Here is a 25467-nt window from a genome sequence, read left to right as displayed (position 1 = left end):
AAAAACCGATACTGATTTTGCAATTGTTAATATGAGAACTAAAATCAGTCCGCCTTTTTTCTAAAACTTTTCATTTTTTATCCCTTTCTTCCAAAAAATTTATACTTTCTGCAACTTTTAATATCTCATCTTTACCAAGATACGTGGTTATAATAAAAAAGCCTTTATCATTGTTCCAGATTAGTACATTCTCAAACCGTTCATCAGTGGCTGAAAAATATTGTCCCAGCGAACCATTTATCGTAATATCAGTAATAATATGATTTTCATTATCTACGTTTACACTTACGCTTTTATAGTTTTCCAGAGAAAGTCTTTCTCCGTTTTCATTTTCATATGCAATGTGGTACATACTAGCAGAATTAGATTCCTCTACTTTATAAAACCCCTCCGGGACATACCCTATATTAAACGGTTCCAGTTCTTCATCAGGTGCGTTATAGTCAATTTCGATATATCGGCTGGTAAACCGCACCAGAATATCATAACAGGCTGCTCTTACTTCATTGAATTGAAGCAGGGCAATGAAACTGACTCCTACGGTTATAAAGATCACAGCGACGATTTTTTTCGTAATTCTCTGAACTTTGCTAAACCATTGCCTGCGCCAGAAACGCTTAATCATCTTCCGGATTTTATAATCACAGGCATCCGATATCTGGAGATTGTCTATTTCCTCCTGAGGCGGATAAGGTTCTATTTCATTCATGCTGTTTTGTATAACAGCTGCTTTTAGCAGAACTTCAAACCACTCATCATTCAATCCGTTCTTCATGATTACGAACCTCCCTTATTGTGCCGCAATATTTTGTCCCAATATAATCTCATTTTGATGGTTTACTTATTTCTGCTCAACAGGTTACTTATTTTATATTTTCGGCTATTTTTAATATCTCATCTTTATCAAGATACGTGGCTATAATAAAAAAGCCTTTATCATTGTACCATATTAGCATGTTTTGGGACTTTTCATCTGTGGCTGAGAAATACTGTCCGGGCGAGCCATTTATCGTAACATCCGTAATAGCATGATGTTCGTTATCCAAATTTGAACCTCCGCTTTTATAGTTATGCAGAGAAATTTTTTCTCCATTTTCATTTTCATATCTAATGGAATGCATACCGGCGTAATTAGAATCCTCTATTTTATAAAATCCCTCTGGAACATATCCTATATTAATTGGCTCAAGTTCTTCGTCAGGAGCGTTATAATCAAATTGAATGTATTTACTGGTAATCTGCACCAGAATATTATAACAGGCGGCCCTTACCTCCTTAAATTGAAGCAAAGCAATAAAACTAATCCCTATAGTCATGAAAATTATAGCAACGGTTTTTTTCATAATTCTCCGGGCTTTGCTGAACCTTTGCCTGCGGCAGAAGCGCTTAATCATCTTCCGGATTTTATGATCACAGGCATCCGATATCTGGAGCTTGTGCATTTCCTCCTGAGGCGGATACTGCTCTATTTCATTCAAGCTGTTTTGTATAACAGCCGCTTTTAACAGGACTTCAAACCACGTATCATTCCATTCACTTTTCATGGTTATGAACCTCCCTTCTTATTGCGCAGCAATATCTTGGCCCGATATAATCTCATTTGAACGGTTTTCTTTTTTATATGCAGAAAATCGGCTATCTCATCATCACTAAGCTCTACTATATATTTTAATTCAAGAACCTCTTTATAATGTTCTTCCAGTTTATTGATTTCCTCCACCAGATAATCAAAGTATTCCCTATTTATGATATCTTCCAGAATATCGTTCTGTTCGGTCTCCACAGTTTCAATATCCTCAAAGGAATCTTCCTCGATTCTGCTTTTTCTGCGCAGGTAACTCCGGCAATAATTACGGGCTATGGTAATGACATAATTCCTGCTTCTCTGCTCATCAGACATATCTATTTTCTGCAGATTTTTACCGATGATGATGTAAATATCCTGCAATAAATCCTCTGCCTGAAATTTATCTTTTTCATAGATTGATATTGTGTACAGGACTATCTTCCTGTATTTTTCGTACAGAATTGTAAATTTATCACACTCCTCTTTCGTATCAAATACAAACAATATCATCCTCAGTCTCCTCCCGGTTATCAATGCTTTGCCTCTGGCAATCATTCTTATATCGGTATATCACAGTTTTCACTTCCTTACTGAATCTGTCTCCAGTCCAATGCTGTTGTAAGTGCGGTTTCGTAGCTTTGAATTTTAGTATTGTATTCTTCCTCTGTAATTTCAGTTCCATTTTGAGAATAGGTAAACATGGCAGTATCTCCCTCCTGGGAACCTGCTGAGGCAAAGGAATCCACCAATTTGTGACTTACCCCATCGGCATCTATCCTGTAAAAATCAACTCCAGATTCTCCCGCGCTGCCGCTATAACACACTTTTATAATTCCATTTGCATAAAGTGAAACATTCGTTCTGTACCCAAAGTCCATTTCCGGAAAAATATGAACCACATTGCTTCCATCAAAGGTATACAGGTCATAATTCCTGAGGGGAAGGCCGGAACCTGATGCGCTGTCTTCACCGCCCGCAATAATCAGTTCCTCTATCCCATTTCCGTCTATGTCATAAAATGCATAGTATACATCCTGCTTGTAGTTACGGATTTCAGCACCAATGTCCTCTCCAAAACTACTGTCATAGGCTTCCAAGTCCCCATGATCCAGAAGGTCTGTGTAAAAATCATTCTGAACCATATCCTTATATTCTGCCAGAACATGATTATAAACATCTGTATCACCAGATGATGTCTCCTGATTATCTGTCACATCATTCTTATTTTCTGAATCCATAATTTGAATTTCTTCCTTGGTTGAGTCATATCCGGCCTGTGCTTGTTCAGTACCAGGCCCGCATCCTGCAATTAAAAGTGTTACTGATAATGCCACTGCTGCTATCACATATGTTTTACTTATTTTTCTGTTTTTCATAATGCTCCTTAATCGAATTTGACTTTCTCTTTCTTCATCTGTGGGGCCTGTTTTAAAGCAGGACCGCGTTACTGTGGAAATGACACAGTAAGAACTTTCGTATCAAATACAAGCAATATTTTCTTCAGTCCCCTTCCGGTTATAAATGCTTTTCCTTCAGCAATCGTTTTCATGTCGATGTATCATAGAGGCCATAATATACTTAAACGGGCCTCTATAAATACATTAACGCATTTTTTTCGCATTGTACTACAAGTTTAATTTGATTTACACATTTTTTTACAAGCTGAATGTATATATCACAGGTTTTCTCCATAGAAAATATTGTACTCATGCCCAGCAACCATATTGTCACCCTCCTCATAAAAACAGCCCACAGATATCTTTAGACATATCCATGGGCTAATGTGAGGCTTATGCTACAAATTTTTAGTTTCAGTTTGTTTTTTATTTCGGCACTCATCATCTGTCTGGATGATCCTTGTAACTGGCGATATGCTTTCTGCTGAGCATATTAGGAATCAAAAAAATAAGTTGACTGTTCTGTTATAAACAGCATATCTCAATTGCCGGATACCTATTGTTTATCGTTACTCATCGTAAAGCATTTTACTTTTTTGAAAATTCCTGTAACTCCATATTTACAAATCGTGAAATCATTTCCCGATATAATGCTTCTACCATGTCTGCATCCGCACCATATTCTTCTGCTTTCTTCCGGACTTTGGCAATGACTGCTTCCACACGATCAGGGGCTTTGACACCGGCCTCATTCTTCTTAAATTTAGAAGCCTGAATCACATAATTCCCCCTCTCTGCTATCAGTTTTATGATCTCGTTATCGATTCGGTCAATATTGGAACGTACTTCTTCTAAACTGCTGCACTGCATAATCGTATCTCCTTTTGCCATATCCATTATAAAGTTATCTTTATTTCTGCAGAACTATTTCTTTCCACCTCTCATCATCCTTCAAAAATCCATAGCTTTCTTCATCCCGAAAACATTTTAATAAATTGTTCTTCAGTTCAGCCAGGAACTCCTCCCTCATTTCCTTAAATTCCATATGCCCGTAAAGAGGGGACCTATAAAAGCTGCCTATCTGCCCTATGCTGGAAAGCATTTCTTTCATTGTAGCAATGACTGTATCTGCATCCTGTTCCACTGTTGCAATATCAAGCCGGGAAGACACCTCACAATATTTTCCCATTTCAAAGCATCTCGCCAGCTCCTCCTGCTTCCTTACCAGCATATGCGCCCGGTCCATCTCGCCCTGATCCATTGCCAGCATATACATTCCATGAAGCGCCCCACTTGCCAGCTGATAATGTGAGTAAAGAAGCTCCTCATAGGCTTTATATGCCTCGGAGATACAGTTAGTCCTGCCGTAAATTTGTGCCTGTTTCATTTTCTTTATCGGATCCTGCACAGAAAAATATTTTAGATATTCCTCTGCCTTATCATATCTCTTTTTTCGCAGATAAAAGCTAAATAATGCATCGGCCGCACGGCTGCGGATTGTCTCGTCATCGCTTTCTAACCCCCGGGCATACAGGGAACAGATATAATCATCATATTGATTTGCGTCAGGCAGTTCCTGCACCATACGTTGTGCATCCAGAATTACTGCCAGCTGCAAAATCAGCTGTTCACAATTCGGATACTGTTCCAGTTTCTTCTTTACCCACAGAAACGCCTCTTCATAAGGCTTTTCCTTCAGCATGGAATCCGCTTCATAAACAAGTGCTTTTATTTCCTCTGCTGTCAGTTCCTCACGGAATGACAATAAAATATCCGTCGTAATGCCTAAAAGCCTGGCAATGGGCGCCAACAGCGTGATATCCGGCATAGAAGCTCCATTCTCCCACTTATTTACCGCCGGCGCCGTAACTCCAAGCCTGCCCCCCATCTCTTCCTGTGTCATGTTTTTATTTTTACGATATTTACGGATTACCTGTCCTAACTGCATATCAATGCCTCCTTATTTTTTGCATTGGCCTTTGCTGATTTTATGATAGCAGACAGCTACCATCTTCACAACTGAACAGGCGTTAAGTATCTTTCAAAAATATTAACTATCGCTCATATTCAAGATAGGCCGCCTCTTTTCAATTAGGCAAAGATAATCCGACCGTATGTATTTCAATTTGCTACTCTGCATTCTTAAAATATGTCGAATAACCATTATTTACAATTGTTCCATTTTGGGAGACTTGCCCCGCAATAAGAAACATATTCAAAATATCAACACATGAACCGCCGGCATTTATAATACAAAGGATAATAATAAACCAATTTGAGATTCCTAAAATTAATAAAACCGCAGGAAGTATGAAAGATAGCAGCAACAGCGGCATGATCGATATAAGCATAAATCTCTTTTTTGTCATTATTTCTTCCGTATACACAAAGCCGAATCCACCGTTAAATCCCCAATAGGTACATGGTGAATGAAATACACCGGGAACAAATAGGGCATGTATCAGCTCATGTATAAGCAGGAATAGAATGACAGCCAAAATATATCCCAGGCTTTTTATGCTAATTTGAAATTCGACTATAAAACCGTCCGAATTGATAAAACTTTTAAATACAGGTGAGAGTAAAAAAAGCCATATTCCATTGACCGTCATCAATATGATAGAAATTGGAAGCGAATACAAAATTGCTATACCCAAATTGGAGGGTTCCTTTAATCTATTCCAGCCAGATGATAGTAATTCTTTTGTTCTCTTTTTATTCTCGCCAGGTATTTTTTTCATAAATTGCATGTTTAAGTAATCTCCTCAGTCTCCTATTTGTGTTCCGTTCAACCTACCTGCAGGCGAAAAGCTGCTTTACGGGAAATAGTGGTTTACCATGCTCCTGGCCTGATTTAACCATTCTTCCCGCTCAGTGCAGCTGCTGTAAGCAACCACTCGAAACATGATTCGATCAAACACCGATACGCCGCAAAAATCAAAGATACAGTCCTTCCAAAGGCGGTTTAGCGGGTCACCAAATGTTTCAACTTCTCGCCTCTCGGGGGTATTTGAAGTATTGAATACAAGCCCTGCCTTTGCATTCAAAAGCCCAATAGGAAGTCCGCCGCCATTATCACCTTTCGGAAAAGTATAAGCAATGTTTTCCCGTAATACCCGGTCAACCCAGCCTTTTAATATTGCCGGCGGCTGTCCCCACCAGTTTGGGTGAACAATAATAATCCCGTCTGCTTCCCGGATTTCCTGTTGATGGAGCGCAACCAGACTATCTTTAGTTTGGTCGCTCACCAATTCTTCTTTGGGAATAACAGGATTAAAATTCTCCTGGTATAAATCATGAAACATAACCTGATGGCCGTTTTCCCTTAATGCTTCAACAACCGTTTTTGCAATAGCAGCATTAAAGCTGCCTTCATATGGATGTCCTAAAATAACCGATACTTTCATTGATACCTCCTTGTCAACTTTCCATTTATTCTGAATTCTACCCGTTATCTGCACCACCAATCCACATCCATAGAACCAACTCCTTTCAAAAAACAAAAAGCCCCTGTCCCCAAAGGAACAGAAGCCATAAACTCTGCAATGCCACCTACTCGGTTTTTCACATACAAACATATGCTCTCATCATAACGGTTAGAGTTTCCGTCAGCGCCTACTTGAAATTCGGGCTGCACTCATAAGCCCATTCACCGCAGCTTGAAATGCCTTCTTCCACCAATGAAGGCTCTCTGTGATTTCTCCGCCATGGTTACTCCGCTTACTCAACGGTTTTTCATGTAAAATTGAACTTATTGTACTCCTCTGCAGAAACACTGTCAATAAGGCATTTGTAAAAACTAAAATTCATAAGCCGCTCATAGACAATTCATAACCTCTTCATAGCTCAGCCCTGAGATTTCACAGCTTTCTGATTATGCCTGGAATTTCCCGCATAGTCAAATCTTGGACCGCACAGTCTAAATTCAAAGGTTTCCCGGTCAACCGCGCCAACTACCTGGTCACTGTCATACAGCTCCATCAGGAACGCTGCCATCTGCCAGCTGGTGTGGTAGGTTCCAAAGAGCCTGTCATAATCATACTCACCGGCATTGTTTGCCACTCTTCCAAATTCTGTTTTTGTGGCTGCCGGCGCCAGAACCTTGGCCCGCATCTTCGCCCCAACTTCCTCTAATTCCCTTGCCAGGCCTTCCGTGAATGTACTGACATAAAATTTTGCCGCACAATAAGTAACGGCAGTAGGTACGATTGTGTATCCGCCACAAGAGGATATATTAATAAGCTGCGTCCCCTCTGTGTCCTTATAATCCCGCACAAACAAGGAAGATAAAATCGTAAGCGCTTCCACGTTTAAGTGGAGCATACTTTCAATCTTTCTCAAATCCTGATGCGCCACGCTGTCATAGTTCCCAAAACCTGCATTATTAATCCATGTATCCAGCGGATACTCCTTCAGGCTTTCATAGAACTGATACACATTTTCCATAACGGATAGATCCGTGGCTCTGACCACCACATCCAGCGCAGGATTGTTCGATAAAATGTCTTTCTTCAGGGCTTCAAGATTATCCTGGCGGCGTGCTGCCACAACCAGGTTCCTTCCACGGGCGGCAAATGCCTTGGCTGTCTCATCACCGATGCCGGAACTGGCACCGGTGATTACCGTATATGCTCCTTTTTTCTGTACCATTTGAAAATCCTCCTTTATCTTGATATAATCGACTATACAATGTAGAGTAAACTCTATGTCAAGAAATTTTACCTGGAGGTGAATTTACCTTGGAATATTCAATCGGTGAATTTTCCAGGCTCACGGGCCTGGGAATCCATACCCTGCGCTATTATGAACAGGAAGGCCTTATTGCCCCGGAACGTAATTCCGGCAACCGCCGCCGGTATTCAGACCGGGACATTGCATGGATCAGCTTTATTAAACGCCTCAAGGATACCGGAATGCCCATTAAAGAGATTAAACGGTACGCACAGCTGCGGGCCGAGGGGAATCCGACGCTTCAGGCACGGCTGGAAATGCTGGTGCAGCACCGGCAGGCATTAAATGAACAGATTATGCAGCTCCAGGAGCACCGGGACCGGCTGGATGAAAAAATTGATTTTTACAGGAACGAAATCGGGAAGTAAAAGCACCATGCAACCAATAGTTTCCTGATAGTTGGTAGAAAGTAGCCACCCAGGCAGATATCATTTGCTTAAATACATTTCAAGGAGGCATATAACATGGACACACTGGGAAAACGCATCGCATACTACAGAAAACTACAGGGACTTTCACAAGAAAAGGTGGCCGAGCATATTGGTATCAGCCGGCAGGCAGTTACTAAGTGGGAGAACGATAATTCCAGGCCAAATACAGATAATCTGCTGCAATTATCCGCGCTGTTTGAAATTCCATTAAATGAACTGGTTTCTTCTTACTCGGAAGACCATTCACCAGAGGAGAAAGCAACGCGGATAGATGAAAATGGTTTGTTAAGAAACCGTATGCGAATCATTATCCCCATTTTCCTATTTACGTGTGGGATGAATTTACTGGGAATCAGCTTTCATACTTACAATGCAGATGGAGCTATAAACCGGGCGTTTTGGCTTTTTTCGATGCTGTCGGTTTTTATCCCTGCCTGTTTCATGGGTACTAATATCCTGCTTGACAAAGAACTTGACAGAGTAAAAACTGCAAGAGTGGAATTACTCTATGTCATTTTTCAGGCAGGGATTCTTATTTTAGGAGAAGTGTTGATTGGAAATATTATCAGTTTGGCGCTGTCTGCTCTGGTATACTGGGGTTATGTTGTGAAAATCAACAGGAGCAAATTAAACAGGCCGCTTTATATTGACAAATCAAAAAAACAAGCCAAACGTGATAGTTCTTCTCCTGATTTCCATTAGATATGCTCTGCGAATACCGTAAAATAGAAAGAGCTGCCAAAGTTTCTCCTGGCAGCTCTTTCGTTATACTCATATGGAATATCATTTATCTATAATTGCTCATAGGATACCGTACTGGAAAGCGGCTTGCGGAGCCTTCCATGGCGATCCGGCGACAATGCAGGTTCTTTCTCTGTATCTGCATAGCCAATCGCCAGGATATTGACCGGTTCCAGCCCCTCCGGAATTGCCAACTCCTCTTTCAGTACATCCGGCTTAAAATAGCAGATCCAAACGGAACCCAGACCCAGATCTGTGGCCTCCATCATCATATGGTCCGTAATGATACTGGCATCAATATCCGTCAGCTTTTTGCCGTCAAAAGGCCTTGTCCAGGTTACATTCCTGTCACTGCAGATGATGATTACCAGCGGCGCCCCATAAGTATTTGCTGCTTTTCCGACCTTATTCATTCCCTCATCACTCTCTACAACAATCAAATGCTGAGGCTGGTTATTTGCTCCCGTAGGCGCCACATGGGCGGCCTCCAGAATCGCTTCCAGTTTCTCTTTCTCCACCTTTTTTTCGGTATAAGCCCGAACGCTGTACCTCTTTTTTGCCAAATCCAAAAAGCTCATGATAATCCTTCCTTTCCTGTGTCAATTTTATTTTTAACCGAATACCGGAGGTAATTGCCTTATCCGTTATTCCATGCTATAATTCTAACATTGATTTTCAAAAAAGGAAGAACGCACTTTTTCCATATATACTATATAAAAAGATAGCGTGAGGAGGAACTTATGAAAAGCTGTCCCAGCAGTTATAACTGTCCGGTAGAAGCCACGCTGGACCTAATCGGCGGGAAATATAAAGCCCTTATCCTGTGGCACCTGATCGACAATATATTAAGGTTTAATGAAATCAGTAAGTTAATCCCCCAGGCGACACCTAAAATGCTGACGCAGCAGTTAAGGGAACTGGAAGCAGACCAGTTAATCACCCGCACAGTCTACCCAGTTGTGCCACCCAAGGTAGAATATTCTTTAAGCAGCTTTGGAAAAAGCATTATTCCGGTTCTGGATTCAATGTGCAATTGGGGAGCCGCTTACCTGGATGGACTGGATGTAAAACCGCCTTGTTCAAAATAACTGGTATCATTTACATGATCCACATGAAAGATACCTTCCTGTCAGATAATTGTCGTAATACTGGCGTTCCTTATTTTTTCCACTTCGGACAAATGGCTGTTGTCGAACAGGTAAATCATGGTTTTAACCGCAAATGCATGTGAGACAATCAGGACATTGTCGCCTTTCTCCAGCGCAGAATTCCCGATACCCTCCAATGCAGACTTTAAGCGTGTTCAGATTTGGTTCAAATGGTGATATGTGGCGGCAAAACTCTTGCTATTGCCACCTGTTTTGCTATTTCTTTTCTTGATTTTTTCTTGATTTTTTTCTATGACTTAAATAAGCTAATGTTCTCAACACTCCAAAACCTACTATGGCAATTCCTACAAAAAATATAAGTGCGCTATGAACCGCCTGAGGCATTGTTGCGCCCAGTCTAATATAACAAATTGCCAATACAATAGCGAATGCTCCCGCGCATATTACAGCTATCAACATATCTATAAAGGGAGTGCTTTTGAATCTGGAGCCGGTCTCCCAAACCCCATTATAGGTCATTACACCAATATACGCCACCCCGCCAACAAGTAAAACGACGGTTTCTCCCACAACAACCGATAAATTTGCCGCAATAAGCAACTGAATCACTATCACCACCGTACAAACAACAAAAGTCAAACCAAATGCAACATTTCCAGCCTTTGTCACCTTTTCTTTTTCCAGCTTGTTGTAATCAGCTACTTTCGATAACGTTTCTTTCAATTCTTTATCCATAATCTCGCTTTTCCTTTCTCCATCTAAAATTTCTTTTACTTCTACATCATAAAACTCTGCCATTTGAATTAGGACACTTAAATCTGGCATATTCATTCCCGTTTCCCTTAGTTAAAGATATTGTTGGGTATTTCAAGATGTGTCATTCGATTTTGCCGATAAAGCGGTAGAAGATTTCTACCTCCTGTTCCCGGCTTCCGTCCTCATTTTTGACCGCTTCATGGACAAGGATTTTTTCAATCAGCGTATTCAGAAGTTCAGCCGTCAATTCTGTGGGATTGACATACTGTTTCATCAGACCTATCCACTTTTCAGCGTCAACCGCTGTCTGGGCGGCGGCCTCCATCGCTTCGTGAAGCCGTTCAATTTTTGCGTCCAATTCTCGCTGTTCGCCCTGATACTTTTCGGACAGCATATTGAAATTGTATTCTGTAATGCGTCCGGCAGACCAGTCCTCATACATTTTTGCAAACAGGGTGTCTACTTCTGCTTTGCGCTTTTCCACCTTTTTCAGTTCGGCTGTCTGCCGCTTCCTTGCGGTATTGCGTTCCTTGTCGCTGGCGTTAAGTAGCCGTTTCAGAAGTTTGTCCCCGTCCTGCTGTGCCAGCACAGACCAGTATTGCAGACGGGAAAGAACATAGGCGTAAAGCACATCATAGCGGATATAGTGCATGGAACACTGGTGCAATCCTTGCCCGTACTTGCTACAATGGTAGTGGGCATAGGGATTTTTGTTCTGACTGTTCACACCATAGGCCAGCGACCAGCCGCAGTCCGCACATTTTACCAGCCCGGAAAATATCTGCGTTGTGCCGTTCTTCTGCCGTCTGCGCCTGTTGCAAATCTGCTCCTGTACTTGACGGAACACATCTTCGGAAATAATCGCTTCATGGGTGTTCTCCACACGATACCATTCCTCTTTTGGCTTGCGTACTTTCTTCTTGTTTTTGAATGAAATGTTGGTCTGCTTATTGTGGACGCTGTGTCCGATATAGGTTTCCTCTTTCAGAATACTTTTTACCTGCGCTATCGTCCACGCATAGGCTTTTTCCTCCGGCGCTCCGGCATAGATATTTGCGAAAGTGCCGTATCTCTGGAAATTTAGCCAGCCGGGAGTAGGCACTTTTTCTTCGACCAAAATCCGTGTAATGCTGGCGGCTCCCCGGCCATGAACGGCAAGGTCAAAAATCTTTTCGATAATCCACCTTGTTTCCGGGTCAATCAGAAGATGGCCTTTCTTATCCGGGTCTTTGACATAGCCCAGCGGGGCATAGGCTCCATAGTGTGCGCCATTTGCAAACCGTGTCCGCATGGCCGCTTTTACCTTTTTGCTGGTCTGGCGGGCGTGCATTTCATTCAGAATGTTGAGGAATGGGGCAAGTTCATTCTCTCCGTTGATGGTGTCCACATTGTCATTGACAGCGATATAGCGGACGCCTTTGCTGGGAAAGTAGATTTCCGTGTATTGGCCGGTCAGAATGTAGTTTCTGCCTAAGCGGGATAAATCCTTCGTAACAACGCAGTTGATTTTCCCGTCCTCAATGTCATCAATCATTCTCTGAAAATCCGGCCTGTCAAAGTTCGTTCCAGACCATCCATCGTCGATATATTCATCTATGACATTCAGGCCATGCTCGGCGGCATATTGCCGGAGCATCATGCGTTGTGTCTGAATACTCCCGCTTTCTCCTTGCAGTTCATCGTCCCGGCTCAATCTCATATAAAGCGCCGTGTTGTAAATCGTAGTATTGTAAGGTTGTTTCACCGTTAAAATCCTCCTTCTAAAGAAACAACCCACGCTTACAATACTTTTGCTCTATGGCAATTATATCATAAGCGTGGGCGTGTTATCAATGATGGGCTATCAGGTTGAAGCGGCTTTTTCTGCGGTATGCCGCACCACATCTACAATCAGATCACCGAGGGGCTTCCCGCCTGCGGCGAAGTGTTCGGAGATTTTTATACGGTTGTTCCCACATACAAAATACTGCGTGCCGTTCTCTGCTTGTATGACCTGCCCTGTCCGGGGTGTAAAAATATCGCTTTCGCTTTTTGCCATCCAGTGTCCTCCATATTCAGTTTTCAAGGTACAATGCCGCACAAAGGCGGCGAAAATTTCTGCTTATATCTATCACCTTTCCTTTACCGTGTGCCGCTGCTGCCGTTTCAGTTCCGCCAGTATATCCGGCGGGATACGGTCAACCAGCCGCTGTAAATTGTCCAGTTCGCTTTTCAGCTTTGCCCGTTCCATCGTATCTTTCATCTTGCCTTTTTCACTGGCCTTTGCCCTTGCTTCCAGCTTTTTGTTTTCTTCCAGCAGGTCATTGATTGTGACCTTGTACTTTTTCAACTGCCCGGAGAAGTTCTCCATCTGCGGGAACCACTTTTTCAGCATGGAGAGGGCTTCCTCTTTTTTCTTTCCGGCGTTCAGCGGGTTAATGCCGTCAAGGGCGGCTTCAATGGCTCTGGCCTGTTTGGAGAGGGAAACCGCCTGTTTGAAAAGCCGGGTGGGGATATGCTTCCGGCCTGTCTTGCTGGCACTCTCCCCACGCTCCAAGTCGGGATATTTCACCACCATATAGGCGTGAAAATCGTCCTGCCACTTCGTCAGGTTTGCCCGGTTGCCGATAATCTCCTTTGCACACAGGCGGTTGTCCTTTGTCAGCGGAACAAAGGTCAAATGCAAGTGGGGCGTTTTCTCGTCCATGTGTACCACCGCCGACACGATATTTTCCCGTCCTACCCGGTGGGTGAGGAAGTCCGTCGCCCTTTGGAAGAACGCCTGTATCTCCTTTGGGGATTTCCCCTTGAAAAACTCCGGGCTGGCGGTTATCAGCGTATCGACAAACCGTGTACTGTCTTTCCTTGTCCGGCATCCGGCCTGCTCGATACGGCTCTGAATGAAGTGGTAATAGCGTCCCGACCGCTTGACGATATGGAAGTTGTATTTGCTCCGGCTTGTGTCAATGTCGGGATTGCTGGCATACTGTTCTTTCTGTCTTTCGTGATGGGCTTCCAGCGGCCTTGCCGGGTTGCCCTTGTGCTTCTCAAACCGTAAAATTGCGTGTTGTGCCATTCTGCTCCTTTCCCCATTCCTTTCCTATCCGGGGTTTTCCACAGGGAAAATCCCGCAGAAAATAGCTCGGATAGGATTGGAATGGATAGAATATAAATCAATCTTTTTATCTTTGTATTTCTATATACCGTCCGGTTTTCGTACTTCAAGGGGGCGGTTTCCGTACTTCATGGGTACGGTTTTCAGTCCTCCGGCGTACCAGAACCGGATTTCTTGAAGTCGGTGTTTGGAACCGCTTCATAGGATTTTGGAAAAATGCGGTTGGGTTTTCCACAGCCCTGCTTCTGGATCTCCACCAGTCCGGCGTATTGCAGTTCCCGCAGGGTGTTCACCGCTTTCTGCCGCCCACAGTGGAGCAGGTCAACCACTTCACAGATAGGGTAATACAGGAAAACCCGTCCGCAGTCATCCGCCCACCCATTCTTGCGGGATAACTCTGTCCGGCGCAGGATAAAGGCGTACAGTACCTTTGCCTCGTTGGACAGGGGCTTGAATGTGGGGGCTTCAAAGAGGAAATTCGGGAGCCGGGTGAAGCTGAACGCCTTTTCCGGCTGATGGATATAGATGGTATTTGTCATAGTGCGTTTTGTGGACGGTTAGAAGCCCGTTTTCCGGGGCGGGCGATACTTTATACCACCCGCCCCGGTTTGGGGCTTGTAAAGCCTGATAAATCAAGGCTTTTTTCGCTCCTAACTGTCCACAGCAGACCTCCTTTTCCGTTCACTTTCTGTTTTCTGTCGCCTGTGAACTCTGGCGGCACAGCCGGGGCAGTATTTTGCCCGGTTGGATTTGGGGACGAACACGCCGCCGCAGACCGCACAGCGTTTCAAGTCCCTATCCCGGAAAATCTCCGCTTCCAGCGTTCCGTCCAGCGGCAAGACCGACCAGCGGAACCACTTACAGCAGACCGAGAAAGAAATCGTCTGCGGGCAGGTGCAGGTGTCCCCATCGTCAAGGACAATGCAGTTGCCGTCCTCACAGCAACAGCACTCCCGGCGTATCAGGCTGGCCGCCTGTTTCCTCTGCGCCGGTGTCATGCGGTAAAGGGAACCGTCCGGCCTGCGTTCCAGCGGCGGCAAGTCTTTATAGGGGTTATCTCTCATGCGTTCCCTCCATTTTGCTTTCCGTTGCCGTTCCTCCCGAAAAGGCTTCCTGCCTCGTCGTCGCAAGCTGCGTATCGCTCGTTTCGCCGCAAGCGGCAAAACTCACTCGCTCCGCTGCTCCTCCTCTCCCCACAAAGCCATGCGGCTTTGCGGGGGCCCCGACAATAGCGGCGTGTTCCGGCGTTAGCACGCTCCCCGCAACTTCGGGACATTTTGTCCCGAAGTCCGGCTCCTTGCGGTGCTTCCCCAGCCGGGGTATTCCTTTTCGGACGGTCATTCTGTTTTCAAGGTGCTGTCCATCGATGAACTAACCTAAGTCTACACCTAAATGACCGTCCGTCCCGTATATCCAAGAGGTAGGAAATCGGCTTAAAAAACAGGCTATTTCCACGCTTTCGGAATTGTGGTATAATAAAAATGATATTTGCAGACAAGGAGGGAGAGCATGGAATTATCCATACAAGAACGATTGAAAGACCTGCGTGTGGAGCGTAGGCTGACACTGGAACAGCTTGCGGAGCAGACACACCTCTCCAAGTCTGCGTTGGGAAGCTATGAAGCGGAGGACTTCAAGGACATCAGCCACTATGCCCTTATCAAGCTGGCGAAGTTTTACGATGTGACCGCCGATTATCTGCTGGGGCTGTCGGAAACAAAAAATCACCCAAATGCCGACCTTGCAGACCTGCGTTTGAGTGATGAAATGATTGAACTGTTGAAAAGCGGGAGGGTGGATAATTCCCTCTTGTGTGAGCTGGCGGCGCACCCGGATTTTCCCCGGCTCATGGCTGACCTTGAAATCTATGTGAACGGCGTGGCGGTGAAGCAGGTGCAGACCGTAAACGCCATAGTGGACACTATGAGCGCAACCATTATGAAGCAGTACAATCCCGGCTTGACCGATCCGCAGTTAAGACAGCTTATCGCCGCCCATATTGACGACGACAGCTTTTGCCGCTATGTGATACAGCAGGACATGAACGGTATAGCCCTTGACCTGCGGGAAGCCCACAGGGACGATTTTTTCAGCGTCCCGGAGGATAACCCGCTGAAAGGATTGTTGCAATCCGCCGATGAAACCGCCAGTGAGGACAGCGACCCGGAGCAAGCGTCACTGGCATTTATCTGCAAACGGCTCCGGCTGAATTACAGGAAGCTATCCGAGGAAGAAAAGAAATGGCTCAAAAAGATTTCGGAGAAGTCCGACTTGCTGAAAAATCCAAAGCCCCAGCGGGGGAGAAAATAAGTGGGCGACAAAAACAAATTTTACAAACGGAGGATACCATGAAGAAAGACGATAGAGAAAGATGTTCGTGGGCAACCACAGAACTCTATAAAGAATACCATGATGGGGAATGGGGAAAGCCCGTTCATGATGATAGAAAACTATTTGAAATGTTGGTTCTTGAAGGTATGCAAGCCGGATTATCATGGCTGACGATATTAAATAAAAGAGCTGCATTTAAGGAAGCCTTCAACGAGTTTGATTATCAAAAAATTGCTCTCTATGACGAAACTAAAATTGATGAGTTAATGCAAAATCCCAATATTGTTCGCAATAGATTAAAAATTAAGTCGACAATCACAAACGCACAGCAATTTATCAAAATCCAAGAAGAATACGGAAGTTTTGATAAGTTTATTTGGTCTTATGTTAAGAATAGACCGATTCATAATCATTTCAAATCGGAAGCGGACATTCCTGCAACAACGCCACTTTCAGATAGAATCAGTAAAGACTTAAAAAAACGAGGCTTTAAGTTTGTAGGCAGCACGATTATATATGCGTATATGCAGGCAATCGGAATTGTAAATGACCATGTGAAAGGTTGCTATTTGTATGTACCAGAATAATTCAATATTTCGGTACAATTTATCGAGAGATAGCAAAGCCAGCCGAGCCAGTCAACGGTCAAGATGAACGGCGCATTTCATGCGCCGCCGTTGACAGTCCCGCCCGTCTTTGCTAAAGGGTAATCAAGGCGGGAAAGCCCTAAAATGGCTTCACACCTATTTCAATAATTGGAGGAGATAAAAATGAGATCAGAAAAGGAAGTTTATGATATTGTTTTGAATTTTGCAAAAACAGACAAACGCATTCGCATGGTTACTTTGGAAGGATCTAGAACAAATACAAATATTCCGCCTGATGATTTTCAGGATTTTGATATTACTTTTTTTGTTACGGATATGGACAGCTTCACAAGTGATGATAAATGGCTAGATATATTTGGTGAAAGGTTGATTCTGCAAAAGCCGGAAGATATGGAATTATTTCCAGCTGTAGAAAAGGGATTTTCATATTTAATGCTGTTTACTGATGATGTTAAGATAGATTTAACTTTGCTGCCGCTGGAACTGATAGACGAGTATTTTACATGGGATAAACTGGTAAAGTTACTGTTGGATAAAGACAACCGTATCGTAAAGCCGCCAATACCAACGGATATAGACTACCACTTGCAGAAGCCTACTCAAAGAATGTTTGACGATTGCTGTAATGAATTTTGGAATACTACAACATATGTAGTAAAGGGCTTATGCCGCAAAGAAATTCTTTTTGCTATTGACCATATGAATGATATAGTACGAAAAGAATTGCTTCGCATGATTTCCTGGCTGATTGGTATCAAACAGGGATTTCATTTCAGTTTGGGAAAAAACTATAAATTTATGAAGCAATATGTCCCAGAGGAATTGTGGGAACGACTTATGTCCACTTATAATATGGATTCCTATCCCCATATGTGGGAATCCTTTGAACAATGTATGGCATTGTTCCGGGAGGTTTCGTCAGAAGTGGCATGCCAGTTGGATTACCAGTATCCACTATATGATGAAAAAATCAGTAATTATGTGATTCGGCAAAAGAAAAAATATGGCATAGAAGATGATAACAAATAAAATTTTTTCAATCGAAAAAATTTATTTTGATTATTCAATTTTGAAAAACTGAATACCTCAAAATCAGAAAGAGCGCGGACAAGCACTTTGAGGGATTGGCCTCCTTGTCCACCCATTCAGTGGGACGGCGGGTGACGGTCAAGGTCGGGTGCAAACCCGTTCATTTCAGCCTTGACGGTTGCCCGCTGTCCTGCTACTTTTCCGGGAGTGTGGCCACAACTTCGGGACACTTTGTCCACAAGTCGGAGCGTAGGACGAGGGACGGGGGCTTTCATATACGCCCAGTCTGCTGTTGAAACCAGACCTGTGCTTACAGCTCCACGCCACGCAAGCATAGCCCTGTTTTCCTGCCGCTTCAAATGCCCTTGCCCTCCCCGGCGGCAACGGCATTTTCACGGCAACGCCGACAGAGCGTATAACACACTACACTTTGCTTCGCAAAGTCGTGTGCCAAATGGGGGCGTTGCCCCCTTTGGAAACCCCCACAAGAAAAGGCGGTACGCTACCCCTCCACGGGGCGCATACCGCCTTTTCTTGTTATCCAGCCCTCCGGCTGTATCGGTTGAGCAAAAGTCAGCGTGGGATTGATGTGGTATCTTTATCTAAGTGAACCCCCTGTTTCCCACCGGGAGACTGTTCTTCCCGATACAAGAAGACTTTCCGCAAGCTGTTCTTGCGTCAATCCCTTTTCCTTGCGAAGTACCTTTAGAAATTCTCCTATCTTTTTCGTATCCATACTTTCACCTCACTTTCACTTACACATTATCATTAGTGCCAATAGCAAAACACGACACAAAACGAGAAATGCCTTATTTTCACTATTAGACACGATTGTCTAGCTGAATTTTCTTATTTTGCAAAACGATTTTACCAGATACTCACTTGATGACGGAATCTTCGAATTTAAGCATTCTTTTTGAAAAGATGAGGATAAAAATATCCTGCGTATAACGCCGCTTATGCACATATGCGGATAAGCGGCGGAACGCAGCATCCGACCATTTAATCGTCAGAAACAACTGGTTCCAGATCAATACGGTCAGCGGAGCCAAAGCCAGCGCAATCGCATACAGCATTGCTGAAACCGCGAAAGCAAACAAATTGAAGCCGTATTGGTATTTTCACTATCTGCTGGAAGAGCTGCCAAAGCATGGGGAACTGGGATCTTTCTTATATCGAGCAATTGTTTCCATGGTCGGAAACATTGCCGGAGTGCTACCAGAAAAAGATATCCAAAAACTGATCCGTTTTGTTTCTATCTGCCGTCCACAAAAGACGGCATTATTTTTAGCCAGATACTGGCTATGGGGCATTTACATTACATCTTCTATCACAGCCAAAAAGACCTACACCACATAAATAGTACCCCATATATGATATTCATAGGCTACTATCATATATGGAGTACTATATATATTCAAATATTATTATGACATAAAAAATAGGATTTTATTTTAGAGATAATCTAAAATATTATTGTCAAAATAATTACAGGTTACATCTAAGGACCATGTACCAGAACCCGCATGGTTTAAGTCTATATGAGAATTTGCTCCCAATACGCCTGTAGCAATGTCGGACACGTATGTAGTATATCCGGTGCTGTAGGAGAAAGTATTGCTGCTTGGGAACTTGGCAGTAATTTGATTCTGGTGGTTAACATCTTGGCATGTATATGAAACACGCCGATTTGACATTGTTACAGCATTATCTGATTTTTCCCATTTTCCATTCACTTTGGTTAATTTATAGCCTTTCAAACCGTTAGAAAGTGTCGTTGACGCATATGTAATCGTAATATATCCATGAACACTTATAGAGTCATCCCATTCATCATTACTCTGGCCACCTCTAGTACTAGGAGTAACTCGCTGCATATTTTTGCTATCTAACGAATAGCTATACGTTTTTGCTATATCACCATTACTACTTCTAAGCTGCATCTGAGGTTCTTCAACCGCCATAACATTGTATTTAATGCCATTTGGGCTGGTCAACGTAATAATACATGTCTCATGTGGTACATCAGACGATAAAGTACTGTTTTCGTTTGCAAAGCTGTAAATGGTATTACTTGCCACAAAAACTAAAGTTAATAATAAAGTTACTATCTTTTTAATTTTCCTCATAATTTCCTCCTAAAATTCTGGTTTTTGTTTTCTTATGTCATAACATATTTAAAATCTTAATTAATCATTGGTATTCATCCTTTGCATATTTTTTTATCTGTTCATCTATTAAAAACTTAGCTTTTGATGCATCACTTTTTGAAGTATAAATATAATACATTATTTCACAAGATGTATTTTCTCCAAACTGCCCTAATATTCTGCCAGTTCTCCTATTTGTTGAGCCCATATTGTTATTTTTTATTTCATATTTTATATTTCCACTTTTTAATGCCTGTTGAGCATAATGAAATAAATCCACTCTATTTGTCATGTATACTTCCTGTCTATTTAACCAAAACATATTTTAACCTCGATTCATATATAAATAATTATTGAACTTTATACTTTAAAACAAACGACTATTTTTTGTAGTCAACTAAATTGTATCACTATGTCTTAACTTTGTCAATGTAATTTGTCCTTGAGTTTCCGTAGTTTAATCCACATATAAATTTTTAAAGTAAACGCAACCCCTATATACGCTGCCAGTTGCATTTACTTTAAAAATATAAAAGGTTGCATTTAGTATGACAAATTTTGTATCATCCTCCTGTCGTGTCTGGGATTACGATTGGAGGTTATCATCATGAAGAAAACTCATTTATCATTAGAAGACAGGTTCACAATCTCACAGATGCTTTCACAACAGTCCTCCTTTAAACAGATTGCCGATGCCCTAAACAAAAACTGCTCCTCCATCTCCCGTGAGATCAGAAATCATTTGCAGTTAGACGCTCCGGCGGATACGGACGCTCCTATAATGCCTGCCTTGCAGACTTTAAGCGTGTTCCTATGCACTCAAAGCTTTCCAACCAGCCGGACTCATCTGCCCATACAAGGATATCAGGAATTTCTTGCAGACGCTGATTCAACTCTTTCATTCCGATTTCCGTCTCCAGCTCCTGGCGAATCTTCTGAGTAAAATCCCTATTTGAAATTCCTTCCAGGCTGCCAAAGCACCACTCACGCAGCCGTTTATCCTGTTTTAGCTTTACCGGATGCTGATGCCGGCCAGAATAATTCGTGCCGTCTCCACCGCCCGTCCACTGTTCGGATATATCCGCCATTGGGATTTTCCTGTTTTAACTTTCGCCGGATCTGGCTGATGATGTTGGTTACTGCTGTTACACAATGTTCACCTGCTTCTTTCCTGACGAACTCATAAATCTGTTCTTTAGAGAATACCCACCCCTGATGTCCGGCCAGGAAGCAAAGAGTAAAAAATTCATATCTGCTTAGTGAAATCTGCACGCCGTCCGGATGCACAGTCTATTCTCTCATCCGGATTTGCCGGCCAGCAAAAGATAATTCCTTCTGGTTCTTCAAGGAGGCAAGTATATCTGCCATTTTATCAGACCGCCTTTCCCAACAGATTTTTCTATCTATACAAAAAAAGCGGGGAATATCACTATACGATACTCTTCCGCTTCCTCGCAGACCAACTCACCCTAGATCTTAAAAAAAAAAATTCAAGAAACTTTCACATTATTTTCAATACTTTTTCACTTTAATCAGTTATATTATCCTCAAAAGAACCTTACGATTCCCATAGCCGCAAAATAGACTACACCTAAATGAAAGGAGCTTTCCATGGATAAAAAAAGAGTTTCCATACCCGTCTTGTTATTCTCCATAATCTGCACAGCCCTATGTACTGTAATTGCATCACAATGGTATTTTATAAAACAGGACGGGGATAAATACAGGACCCAGCTGGCAGGAGAGGTTGTCTCCAATGATGGCCGCCAATTAACTATTAAAGGCCAGGTAACCAATCCAAAAGGCCAGAATGGTACATATGTGGTTAAATATCATACTGGATTAACTGTATATGATTCAGCCAGAAATGAAATAAACTTTTCTGATTTACAACCAGGCAGCCCGATATCTGTTTACTATCACTGGAACATTCCTAAATATGTATCGCCCCGTACGGAATTTGATGAATTATTTGCCCTGGAAGAAAGCCAGCAAATACCTGATGTATCAGCAATTGCCCTTCTTGGGGATGACGAATCAGCAAAATCAATCGACTTTTTTAATACCAACCTTACAACCCCCTGATTAGAGGTTTAAAGAAAAAATTCTGATTTTTAGAAGTCTTCTTTTTTATAATAACATTTTCAAGCTCACAATTACCATGGTAATCTAAGTCAGTGAACCAAAGAATAAACTGCCATGCTACTTTAAATATGCAGAAGTTCCTTAATGTTATTGCCTAAAGCCATATCAGCAATTTCCTTTGATGGACTGACAAATTCAATCAGTTCCCGATATAGATATGGCTCTCCATATGGAGCATCGGAACTAAACAGACACCTTTGAGGCAGCTCTATCAATGCCATTCTGGTAGCTATCGATGCAAATGCAGCCGATAAATCCAAGTACACATTTTTATTTGTTTTTGCGAACTTTATTACCTCAATCCAATTTTTCCCGCCTAAATGTCCGAAGATAACAGGCACTCGCGGATATCGTTCGCACAATCCCATTAACAATTTTATTCCCCCCATTGTAACAGGTGAGAATGTATGCACCCACACAGGACAGATTTCAGTAGCTTCAATGGCCTGAAATACGGTATCTAATTGTAAAATCTGCTGCTCATTTCCCGGTGTGAATTCTCCAATACCCAATAGCGAGTTGGATATGATATAGTCCGTTATCCAGCTCTGTGTTTCATTGAAAGACATCCCTAACGGTACTGGTCCGAATCCCCCGAAACGGTCCGGATGTTTTCTGATAATGGAAACAAGCTCGGATATACTTTTCTGTTGCCGAATGATATTTGCTTCTATACTGTTGGATCCAGATAAAACTTTATAAAGCTTATCCATTTCTATTTCAAGCCCATTCAGTGAAGAGGCTTTTTCCGGATGCGGCACCGTGCTGAATAGGATTGTTTTATCAATTCCGGCTGCGTCCATCATCTGCATCTGCATTTCTGTGGGGAGCATCATATGCTCATGACTGTCAATAATCATATTTTAATCATTCCTTTCCAGCAGATTTTCTGCTATAATCAGGGTATCATTCCTACTAAAAAGACACAAGAACGCACTATTTTGATATGTAGCATCGTTTTTGATACTACAATCAGAGGAGGTTTTACATTGGCAAAAACAATGGAAGTTCCAGAACACTGTCCCATGGATGTAGGCTTAAATATATTAAGCGGAAAATGGACACTCCGGATCCTGTGGCACCTTTCCAAAGGGCCAGTCCGTTTCAATGAACTGCAGAGATTATTAGGTACAATCACCACCAAGACATTGAGCCAGCAGCTCCGCCAATTAGAAGAGCAACAAATTATCCTTCGTACTGTTTATCCGGAAACGCCTCCAAAGGTTGAATATTCATTGACAGAAGTAGGAAAAACCATCCAGCCAATCTTAAAGGAACTGTGCGAATGGGGAACAAATTATCAAAAAGCGATATCATGAACATCTCATAATTTAATGCTTGCAAAATGAAGCTGGAATCTCCTGTTTTAAATCTTCAGGACCTACAATATTTAAAAGAGAGCTTTTCATAAACACAGAGATTCCATGTTTTTCAGCCTGTTTTGCAATATTGAGAATCCATGTTTTATCAGAAGTAATTTTCCCGTTTCGATTTCCCGTTTCTGTTCCAATCACTACCCAGCCGATTCCGTTAAAATCAACCGGCCCCATATCCCCGAACAAAGGTTCAAAGGTTATAAAGTAATTGGGGGCTTTTATGTGTTTTTTCATACATAAAATTCTGTCCTTATCTGCCTGGCTTGTTATGGTCACTCCAATCCACACCTGCTCCATCATTGTTTCAAAATTGATTAGCTGTGGGCGTTTGGTTAAAAACAGATATACATGCTGCGGGTTCTGACCCATAATCTGAAATACTTTTTCACGCCACTCTGGTTTCCAACAGGAAAAGTCACTCATGCTTGTCATTAAATATGTGTGGGGGGATTTTACTGCTATCCTTTTCAGGCGTGTTTCCATAAAATCATCTCACAGTTTGATCGCATTATTATAACTTTTTGATTGCGGCATAAGGACATGTTTTGTAACAGGTGCCACAGTGAATACAGTTCTCCTCTCTGATCTGGAACGGGGGTCCCTGTTCTATACAGTTTGACGGACAGACAGAAAGGCATTTTCCACACTGATTACATACAGCCAGTATTTTATATCCCACAGGAGCAAGTTTTCTTCCGCCAAAAGCAAAACTCTGATGAAACGGCGGTTGCTGTCGCAGGTCAAAAAACTCTCCCTCCCCTTCATAAAGCTGGAACACAGTAAGCATTTAAATCAGTAAGATAGAGATTGACAACGGTAATGATATCAGCAGCATAGATATAGACAGCACAAAACCATTTGTTGTCATTCTCCCAGCAAACAGCGGCGCCATTACAATATATGATACGAATGGCAATTCGATTAAAAGCACACAGTATAATTTGTAGACTATCACTAAAGAGGTGCCACTATGTTCTATTCATACAAAAATATGAAACTGCATTATGAAATGATTGGTGATGGAAAGCCCATTATTATATTGCATGGTTTAGGTTGCGACTGGACTTTAATGAAAAGCTGTTTGGAGCCTATATTTGATACTCAATTCAATTATAAACGCATATATATAGACTTGCCCGGCATGGGGCAATCAGCGGCTTCCTTAGAGTATGCAGCCTCCGATTATATATTGGAAATATTGATTTCATTCATCAGAAATTTAGATTTGCAAAATTTTCTGTTAATAGGTGAATCCTATGGCGGATATTTGGCACGCGGAATTCTGGCACGACAGTTTAAGGATGTGGATGGGATGATGCTATTATGCCCTGTAATAGAACCGGATCATAGCAAGCGTACTCTGCCATTAACTGATATATTTTTTTCAGATGAAAAATACTTAAACACACTGACCGATACAGAAAGAACGGATTTTTGTGAGTATTCTGTTCTCGCTAATCAATATACACATCAGAGATATAAAAATGAAGTTCTGGCCGGCTTGGTACTGGCTGATAATAATTTTATAAATATCCTGGAAAATAACTATGAATTTAGCTTCAATGCTGACGAGATCATTCGGGATATTACTTATCAAAAGCCAGTTCTATTTATATGCGGTAAACAGGATAAGTGTGTCGGCTATCAAGACGCATGGCGGCTTACAGAGAGCTATTCAAGAGCAACATTTTCTGTATTGGATATGGCTGGACATAATCTGCAAATTGAACAGCCCCATTTATTTAATGAACTGGTTATTGACTGGTTATTAAGAATCGAACAAGAGTAAACTGATTTTTTGCATAGCGGCAAAACAAGGTGCAGTCTCTAAATATGAGAAAACTGCACCTTGCTTATTTCCACCTGTCTTTATTGTTAAATCTGCATCCTATTCAGACGATTTCAATGCCATCTGGGCCAGTTAGCTTCCACAGTACCTTTTGACTCTCCCCAATGTGGTAGCGGATGGTTTCGTCCTCATTGATGGATACAAATTCATCCC

Annotated in this window: 33 protein-coding genes and 2 pseudogenes; 11 read left to right on the top strand and 24 right to left on the bottom strand. The window is 42.3% G+C overall.

Features of this window, described 5'->3' with window-relative positions:
- Positions 1-70 precede the first annotated feature (70 nt).
- The 9 genes from H8S80_RS06980 to H8S80_RS06940 form a co-directional block, all read right to left on the bottom strand.
- Positions 71-775 carry a DUF4367 domain-containing protein gene (locus H8S80_RS06980; RefSeq protein WP_006775227.1) on the bottom strand — a complete coding sequence of 235 codons (705 nt, stop codon included), beginning with the start codon at positions 773-775 and terminating at the stop codon, positions 71-73.
- Positions 776-863: 88 nt separating this feature from the next.
- Positions 864-1544, bottom strand: a complete 681-nt coding sequence (locus H8S80_RS06975) for a DUF4367 domain-containing protein (protein WP_055650794.1) — start codon at positions 1542-1544, stop codon at positions 864-866.
- Positions 1545-1546: 2 nt separating this feature from the next.
- Positions 1547-2077 carry an RNA polymerase sigma factor gene (locus H8S80_RS06970; protein WP_039892286.1) on the bottom strand — a complete coding sequence of 177 codons (531 nt, stop codon included), beginning with the start codon at positions 2075-2077 and terminating at the stop codon, positions 1547-1549.
- A gap of 77 nt (positions 2078-2154) precedes the next feature.
- Entirely contained in the window at positions 2155-2943 is a 789-nt protein-coding gene (locus tag H8S80_RS06965; RefSeq protein ID WP_006775231.1) for a hypothetical protein, read from the bottom strand.
- Positions 2944-3552: 609 nt separating this feature from the next.
- Positions 3553-3834, bottom strand: a complete 282-nt coding sequence (locus H8S80_RS06960; RefSeq protein ID WP_039892287.1) for a chorismate mutase — start codon at positions 3832-3834, stop codon at positions 3553-3555.
- A 40-nt stretch (positions 3835-3874) separates the two neighbouring features.
- Complete coding sequence (locus H8S80_RS06955; RefSeq protein ID WP_006775233.1) at positions 3875-4912, bottom strand: helix-turn-helix domain-containing protein; 1038 nt, start codon at positions 4910-4912, stop codon at positions 3875-3877.
- A 181-nt stretch (positions 4913-5093) separates the two neighbouring features.
- A complete protein-coding gene (locus tag H8S80_RS06950; RefSeq protein WP_006775234.1) occupies positions 5094-5714 on the bottom strand; it encodes a DUF3267 domain-containing protein in 621 nt (206 codons plus the stop codon).
- A gap of 66 nt (positions 5715-5780) precedes the next feature.
- Positions 5781-6371, bottom strand: coding sequence for an NAD(P)H-dependent oxidoreductase (locus H8S80_RS06945; protein WP_039892288.1), 591 nt, complete (start codon positions 6369-6371; stop codon positions 5781-5783).
- Positions 6372-6810: 439 nt separating this feature from the next.
- The gene (locus H8S80_RS06940; protein ID WP_006775237.1) at positions 6811-7614 is read right to left on the bottom strand and encodes an SDR family NAD(P)-dependent oxidoreductase; all 804 of its coding nucleotides are present in this window, start codon (positions 7612-7614) and stop codon (positions 6811-6813) included.
- Positions 7615-7703: 89 nt separating this feature from the next.
- Here H8S80_RS06940 and H8S80_RS06935 point away from each other — a divergent pair, with 89 nt between their 5' ends.
- Together H8S80_RS06935 and H8S80_RS06930 are read left to right on the top strand one after the other, a co-directional pair.
- The gene (locus H8S80_RS06935) at positions 7704-8063 is read left to right on the top strand and encodes a MerR family transcriptional regulator (RefSeq protein ID WP_055650793.1); all 360 of its coding nucleotides are present in this window, start codon (positions 7704-7706) and stop codon (positions 8061-8063) included.
- A gap of 96 nt (positions 8064-8159) precedes the next feature.
- The gene (locus H8S80_RS06930; RefSeq protein ID WP_055650792.1) at positions 8160-8828 is read left to right on the top strand and encodes a helix-turn-helix domain-containing protein; all 669 of its coding nucleotides are present in this window, start codon (positions 8160-8162) and stop codon (positions 8826-8828) included.
- 89 nt (positions 8829-8917) lie between these two features.
- On the opposite strand, the gene H8S80_RS06925 is transcribed toward H8S80_RS06930, so the two are convergent.
- Positions 8918-9445, bottom strand: a complete 528-nt coding sequence (locus H8S80_RS06925) for a nitroreductase family protein (RefSeq protein WP_006777254.1) — start codon at positions 9443-9445, stop codon at positions 8918-8920.
- 162 nt (positions 9446-9607) lie between these two features.
- Between H8S80_RS06925 and H8S80_RS06920 the strand changes: the two genes are divergently transcribed.
- Entirely contained in the window at positions 9608-9955 is a 348-nt protein-coding gene (locus tag H8S80_RS06920) for a winged helix-turn-helix transcriptional regulator (protein WP_006777253.1), read from the top strand.
- 276 nt (positions 9956-10231) lie between these two features.
- Here H8S80_RS06920 and H8S80_RS06915 read toward each other — a convergent pair whose 3' ends face one another.
- The 6 genes from H8S80_RS06915 to H8S80_RS06890 all read right to left on the bottom strand — a co-directional run bounded on the left by H8S80_RS06915 (position 10232) and on the right by H8S80_RS06890 (position 14890).
- Positions 10232-10807 (bottom strand): DUF6773 family protein, encoded by a 576-nt coding sequence (locus H8S80_RS06915; RefSeq protein WP_243272797.1) that lies wholly within the window; start codon positions 10805-10807, stop codon positions 10232-10234.
- Between the two features lie 46 nt (positions 10808-10853).
- Positions 10854-12431, bottom strand: a complete 1578-nt coding sequence (locus H8S80_RS06910) for a recombinase family protein (RefSeq protein ID WP_207729804.1) — start codon at positions 12429-12431, stop codon at positions 10854-10856.
- 144 nt (positions 12432-12575) lie between these two features.
- On the bottom strand, positions 12576-12770 hold the full coding sequence (locus H8S80_RS06905) for a hypothetical protein (RefSeq protein ID WP_002334813.1): 195 nt from the start codon (positions 12768-12770) through the stop codon (positions 12576-12578).
- A gap of 72 nt (positions 12771-12842) precedes the next feature.
- Positions 12843-13787 carry a MobV family relaxase gene (mobV, locus tag H8S80_RS06900; RefSeq protein WP_118090681.1) on the bottom strand — a complete coding sequence of 315 codons (945 nt, stop codon included), beginning with the start codon at positions 13785-13787 and terminating at the stop codon, positions 12843-12845.
- A 182-nt stretch (positions 13788-13969) separates the two neighbouring features.
- A complete protein-coding gene (locus tag H8S80_RS06895) occupies positions 13970-14365 on the bottom strand; it encodes a replication initiator protein A (protein WP_118090682.1) in 396 nt (131 codons plus the stop codon).
- A 111-nt stretch (positions 14366-14476) separates the two neighbouring features.
- The gene (locus H8S80_RS06890) at positions 14477-14890 is read right to left on the bottom strand and encodes a cysteine-rich VLP domain-containing protein (RefSeq protein WP_044940356.1); all 414 of its coding nucleotides are present in this window, start codon (positions 14888-14890) and stop codon (positions 14477-14479) included.
- A 445-nt stretch (positions 14891-15335) separates the two neighbouring features.
- Between H8S80_RS06890 and H8S80_RS06885 the strand changes: the two genes are divergently transcribed.
- The 3 genes from H8S80_RS06885 to H8S80_RS06875 all read left to right on the top strand — a co-directional run bounded on the left by H8S80_RS06885 (position 15336) and on the right by H8S80_RS06875 (position 17794).
- Positions 15336-16136, top strand: a complete 801-nt coding sequence (locus tag H8S80_RS06885; RefSeq protein ID WP_187049040.1) for a helix-turn-helix domain-containing protein — start codon at positions 15336-15338, stop codon at positions 16134-16136.
- 38 nt (positions 16137-16174) lie between these two features.
- On the top strand, positions 16175-16744 hold the full coding sequence (locus H8S80_RS06880; RefSeq protein WP_118090684.1) for a DNA-3-methyladenine glycosylase I: 570 nt from the start codon (positions 16175-16177) through the stop codon (positions 16742-16744).
- Between the two features lie 183 nt (positions 16745-16927).
- Entirely contained in the window at positions 16928-17794 is an 867-nt protein-coding gene (locus H8S80_RS06875) for an aminoglycoside 6-adenylyltransferase AadE (protein ID WP_001255868.1), read from the top strand.
- 598 nt (positions 17795-18392) lie between these two features.
- On the opposite strand, the gene H8S80_RS06870 is transcribed toward H8S80_RS06875, so the two are convergent.
- Entirely contained in the window at positions 18393-18530 is a 138-nt protein-coding gene (locus H8S80_RS06870) for a helix-turn-helix transcriptional regulator (RefSeq protein ID WP_347565760.1), read from the bottom strand.
- Positions 18531-18771: 241 nt separating this feature from the next.
- On the opposite strand from H8S80_RS06870, the pseudogene H8S80_RS35045 reads away from it, so the two are divergent.
- Positions 18772-19037 (top strand): annotated as a pseudogene (locus tag H8S80_RS35045) (transposase domain-containing protein); the annotation flags it as partial.
- 211 nt (positions 19038-19248) lie between these two features.
- Here H8S80_RS35045 and H8S80_RS06860 read toward each other — a convergent pair.
- On the bottom strand, positions 19249-19923 hold the full coding sequence (locus tag H8S80_RS06860; protein ID WP_006777676.1) for a hypothetical protein: 675 nt from the start codon (positions 19921-19923) through the stop codon (positions 19249-19251).
- Between the two features lie 64 nt (positions 19924-19987).
- Positions 19988-20236: a hypothetical protein gene (locus H8S80_RS06855; protein ID WP_039894240.1), complete on the bottom strand. Its 249-nt coding sequence runs from the start codon at positions 20234-20236 to the stop codon at positions 19988-19990.
- Positions 20237-20551: 315 nt separating this feature from the next.
- On the opposite strand from H8S80_RS06855, the pseudogene H8S80_RS35040 reads away from it, so the two are divergent.
- Positions 20552-20668: pseudogene (locus H8S80_RS35040) on the top strand (helix-turn-helix domain-containing protein); the annotation flags it as partial.
- Positions 20669-20720: 52 nt separating this feature from the next.
- Here H8S80_RS35040 and H8S80_RS35035 read toward each other — a convergent pair.
- Together H8S80_RS35035 and H8S80_RS34765 are read right to left on the bottom strand one after the other, a co-directional pair.
- On the bottom strand, positions 20721-21032 hold the full coding sequence (locus tag H8S80_RS35035) for a hypothetical protein (RefSeq protein WP_006777335.1): 312 nt from the start codon (positions 21030-21032) through the stop codon (positions 20721-20723).
- A complete protein-coding gene (locus tag H8S80_RS34765; protein WP_341461068.1) occupies positions 20941-21216 on the bottom strand; it encodes a winged helix-turn-helix domain-containing protein in 276 nt (91 codons plus the stop codon). The genes H8S80_RS35035 and H8S80_RS34765 overlap by 92 nt, the downstream gene beginning before the upstream one ends.
- A gap of 339 nt (positions 21217-21555) precedes the next feature.
- Between H8S80_RS34765 and H8S80_RS06840 the strand changes: the two genes are divergently transcribed.
- On the top strand, positions 21556-22029 hold the full coding sequence (locus tag H8S80_RS06840; protein WP_006777337.1) for a hypothetical protein: 474 nt from the start codon (positions 21556-21558) through the stop codon (positions 22027-22029).
- A 122-nt stretch (positions 22030-22151) separates the two neighbouring features.
- On the opposite strand, the gene H8S80_RS06835 is transcribed toward H8S80_RS06840, so the two are convergent.
- On the bottom strand, positions 22152-22949 hold the full coding sequence (locus tag H8S80_RS06835; RefSeq protein WP_039893876.1) for an amidohydrolase family protein: 798 nt from the start codon (positions 22947-22949) through the stop codon (positions 22152-22154).
- 129 nt (positions 22950-23078) lie between these two features.
- On the opposite strand from H8S80_RS06835, the gene H8S80_RS06830 reads away from it, so the two are divergent.
- Positions 23079-23408, top strand: a complete 330-nt coding sequence (locus H8S80_RS06830; protein WP_055650826.1) for a winged helix-turn-helix transcriptional regulator — start codon at positions 23079-23081, stop codon at positions 23406-23408.
- Positions 23409-23420: 12 nt separating this feature from the next.
- On the opposite strand, the gene H8S80_RS06825 is transcribed toward H8S80_RS06830, so the two are convergent.
- Both H8S80_RS06825 and H8S80_RS35030 read right to left on the bottom strand, forming a co-directional pair.
- On the bottom strand, positions 23421-23948 hold the full coding sequence (locus H8S80_RS06825; protein WP_006777524.1) for a DUF5131 family protein: 528 nt from the start codon (positions 23946-23948) through the stop codon (positions 23421-23423).
- Between the two features lie 28 nt (positions 23949-23976).
- Complete coding sequence (locus tag H8S80_RS35030; protein WP_080552361.1) at positions 23977-24252, bottom strand: 4Fe-4S dicluster domain-containing protein; 276 nt, start codon at positions 24250-24252, stop codon at positions 23977-23979.
- Positions 24253-24435: 183 nt separating this feature from the next.
- Between H8S80_RS35030 and H8S80_RS06815 the strand changes: the two genes are divergently transcribed.
- A complete protein-coding gene (locus H8S80_RS06815) occupies positions 24436-25254 on the top strand; it encodes an alpha/beta fold hydrolase (RefSeq protein ID WP_055650791.1) in 819 nt (272 codons plus the stop codon).
- Positions 25255-25467 lie beyond the last annotated feature (213 nt).

The organism is Hungatella sp. L36, from assembly GCF_014288035.1.
Note: the sequence above shows the minus strand (reverse complement) of the source record. Positions and strands in the feature narration are given on the sequence as shown.

What these genes read in the sequence shown, in the direction of transcription:
- H8S80_RS06980 (WP_006775227.1), bottom strand. Translation starts at nt 775, where the DNA reads ATGAAGAACGGATTGAATGATGAGTGGTTTGAAGTTCTGCTAAAAGCA.
- H8S80_RS06975 (WP_055650794.1), bottom strand. Translation starts at nt 1,544, where the DNA reads ATGAAAAGTGAATGGAATGATACGTGGTTTGAAGTCCTGTTAAAAGCG.
- H8S80_RS06970 (WP_039892286.1), bottom strand. Translation starts at nt 2,077, where the DNA reads ATGATATTGTTTGTATTTGATACGAAAGAGGAGTGTGATAAATTTACA.
- H8S80_RS06965 (WP_006775231.1), bottom strand. Translation starts at nt 2,943, where the DNA reads ATGAAAAACAGAAAAATAAGTAAAACATATGTGATAGCAGCAGTGGCA.
- H8S80_RS06960 (WP_039892287.1), bottom strand. Translation starts at nt 3,834, where the DNA reads ATGCAGTGCAGCAGTTTAGAAGAAGTACGTTCCAATATTGACCGAATC.
- H8S80_RS06955 (WP_006775233.1), bottom strand. Translation starts at nt 4,912, where the DNA reads ATGCAGTTAGGACAGGTAATCCGTAAATATCGTAAAAATAAAAACATG.
- H8S80_RS06950 (WP_006775234.1), bottom strand. Translation starts at nt 5,714, where the DNA reads ATGCAATTTATGAAAAAAATACCTGGCGAGAATAAAAAGAGAACAAAA.
- H8S80_RS06945 (WP_039892288.1), bottom strand. Translation starts at nt 6,371, where the DNA reads ATGAAAGTATCGGTTATTTTAGGACATCCATATGAAGGCAGCTTTAAT.
- H8S80_RS06940 (WP_006775237.1), bottom strand. Translation starts at nt 7,614, where the DNA reads ATGGTACAGAAAAAAGGAGCATATACGGTAATCACCGGTGCCAGTTCC.
- H8S80_RS06930 (WP_055650792.1), top strand. Translation starts at nt 8,160, where the DNA reads ATGGACACACTGGGAAAACGCATCGCATACTACAGAAAACTACAGGGA.
- H8S80_RS06925 (WP_006777254.1), bottom strand. Translation starts at nt 9,445, where the DNA reads ATGAGCTTTTTGGATTTGGCAAAAAAGAGGTACAGCGTTCGGGCTTAT.
- H8S80_RS06920 (WP_006777253.1), top strand. Translation starts at nt 9,608, where the DNA reads ATGAAAAGCTGTCCCAGCAGTTATAACTGTCCGGTAGAAGCCACGCTG.
- H8S80_RS06915 (WP_243272797.1), bottom strand. Translation starts at nt 10,807, where the DNA reads ATGAATATGCCAGATTTAAGTGTCCTAATTCAAATGGCAGAGTTTTAT.
- H8S80_RS06910 (WP_207729804.1), bottom strand. Translation starts at nt 12,431, where the DNA reads ATGAGATTGAGCCGGGACGATGAACTGCAAGGAGAAAGCGGGAGTATT.
- H8S80_RS06905 (WP_002334813.1), bottom strand. Translation starts at nt 12,770, where the DNA reads ATGGCAAAAAGCGAAAGCGATATTTTTACACCCCGGACAGGGCAGGTC.
- mobV (WP_118090681.1), bottom strand. Translation starts at nt 13,787, where the DNA reads ATGGCACAACACGCAATTTTACGGTTTGAGAAGCACAAGGGCAACCCG.
- H8S80_RS06895 (WP_118090682.1), bottom strand. Translation starts at nt 14,365, where the DNA reads ATGACAAATACCATCTATATCCATCAGCCGGAAAAGGCGTTCAGCTTC.
- H8S80_RS06890 (WP_044940356.1), bottom strand. Translation starts at nt 14,890, where the DNA reads ATGAGAGATAACCCCTATAAAGACTTGCCGCCGCTGGAACGCAGGCCG.
- H8S80_RS06885 (WP_187049040.1), top strand. Translation starts at nt 15,336, where the DNA reads ATGGAATTATCCATACAAGAACGATTGAAAGACCTGCGTGTGGAGCGT.
- H8S80_RS06880 (WP_118090684.1), top strand. Translation starts at nt 16,175, where the DNA reads ATGAAGAAAGACGATAGAGAAAGATGTTCGTGGGCAACCACAGAACTC.
- H8S80_RS06875 (WP_001255868.1), top strand. Translation starts at nt 16,928, where the DNA reads ATGAGATCAGAAAAGGAAGTTTATGATATTGTTTTGAATTTTGCAAAA.
- H8S80_RS06870 (WP_347565760.1), bottom strand. Translation starts at nt 18,530, where the DNA reads ATGGATACGAAAAAGATAGGAGAATTTCTAAAGGTACTTCGCAAGGAA.
- H8S80_RS06860 (WP_006777676.1), bottom strand. Translation starts at nt 19,923, where the DNA reads ATGAGGAAAATTAAAAAGATAGTAACTTTATTATTAACTTTAGTTTTT.
- H8S80_RS06855 (WP_039894240.1), bottom strand. Translation starts at nt 20,236, where the DNA reads ATGACAAATAGAGTGGATTTATTTCATTATGCTCAACAGGCATTAAAA.
- H8S80_RS35035 (WP_006777335.1), bottom strand. Translation starts at nt 21,032, where the DNA reads ATGGCGGATATATCCGAACAGTGGACGGGCGGTGGAGACGGCACGAAT.
- H8S80_RS06840 (WP_006777337.1), top strand. Translation starts at nt 21,556, where the DNA reads ATGGATAAAAAAAGAGTTTCCATACCCGTCTTGTTATTCTCCATAATC.
- H8S80_RS06835 (WP_039893876.1), bottom strand. Translation starts at nt 22,949, where the DNA reads ATGATTATTGACAGTCATGAGCATATGATGCTCCCCACAGAAATGCAG.
- H8S80_RS06825 (WP_006777524.1), bottom strand. Translation starts at nt 23,948, where the DNA reads ATGGAAACACGCCTGAAAAGGATAGCAGTAAAATCCCCCCACACATAT.
- H8S80_RS35030 (WP_080552361.1), bottom strand. Translation starts at nt 24,252, where the DNA reads ATGCTTACTGTGTTCCAGCTTTATGAAGGGGAGGGAGAGTTTTTTGAC.
- H8S80_RS06815 (WP_055650791.1), top strand. Translation starts at nt 24,436, where the DNA reads ATGTTCTATTCATACAAAAATATGAAACTGCATTATGAAATGATTGGT.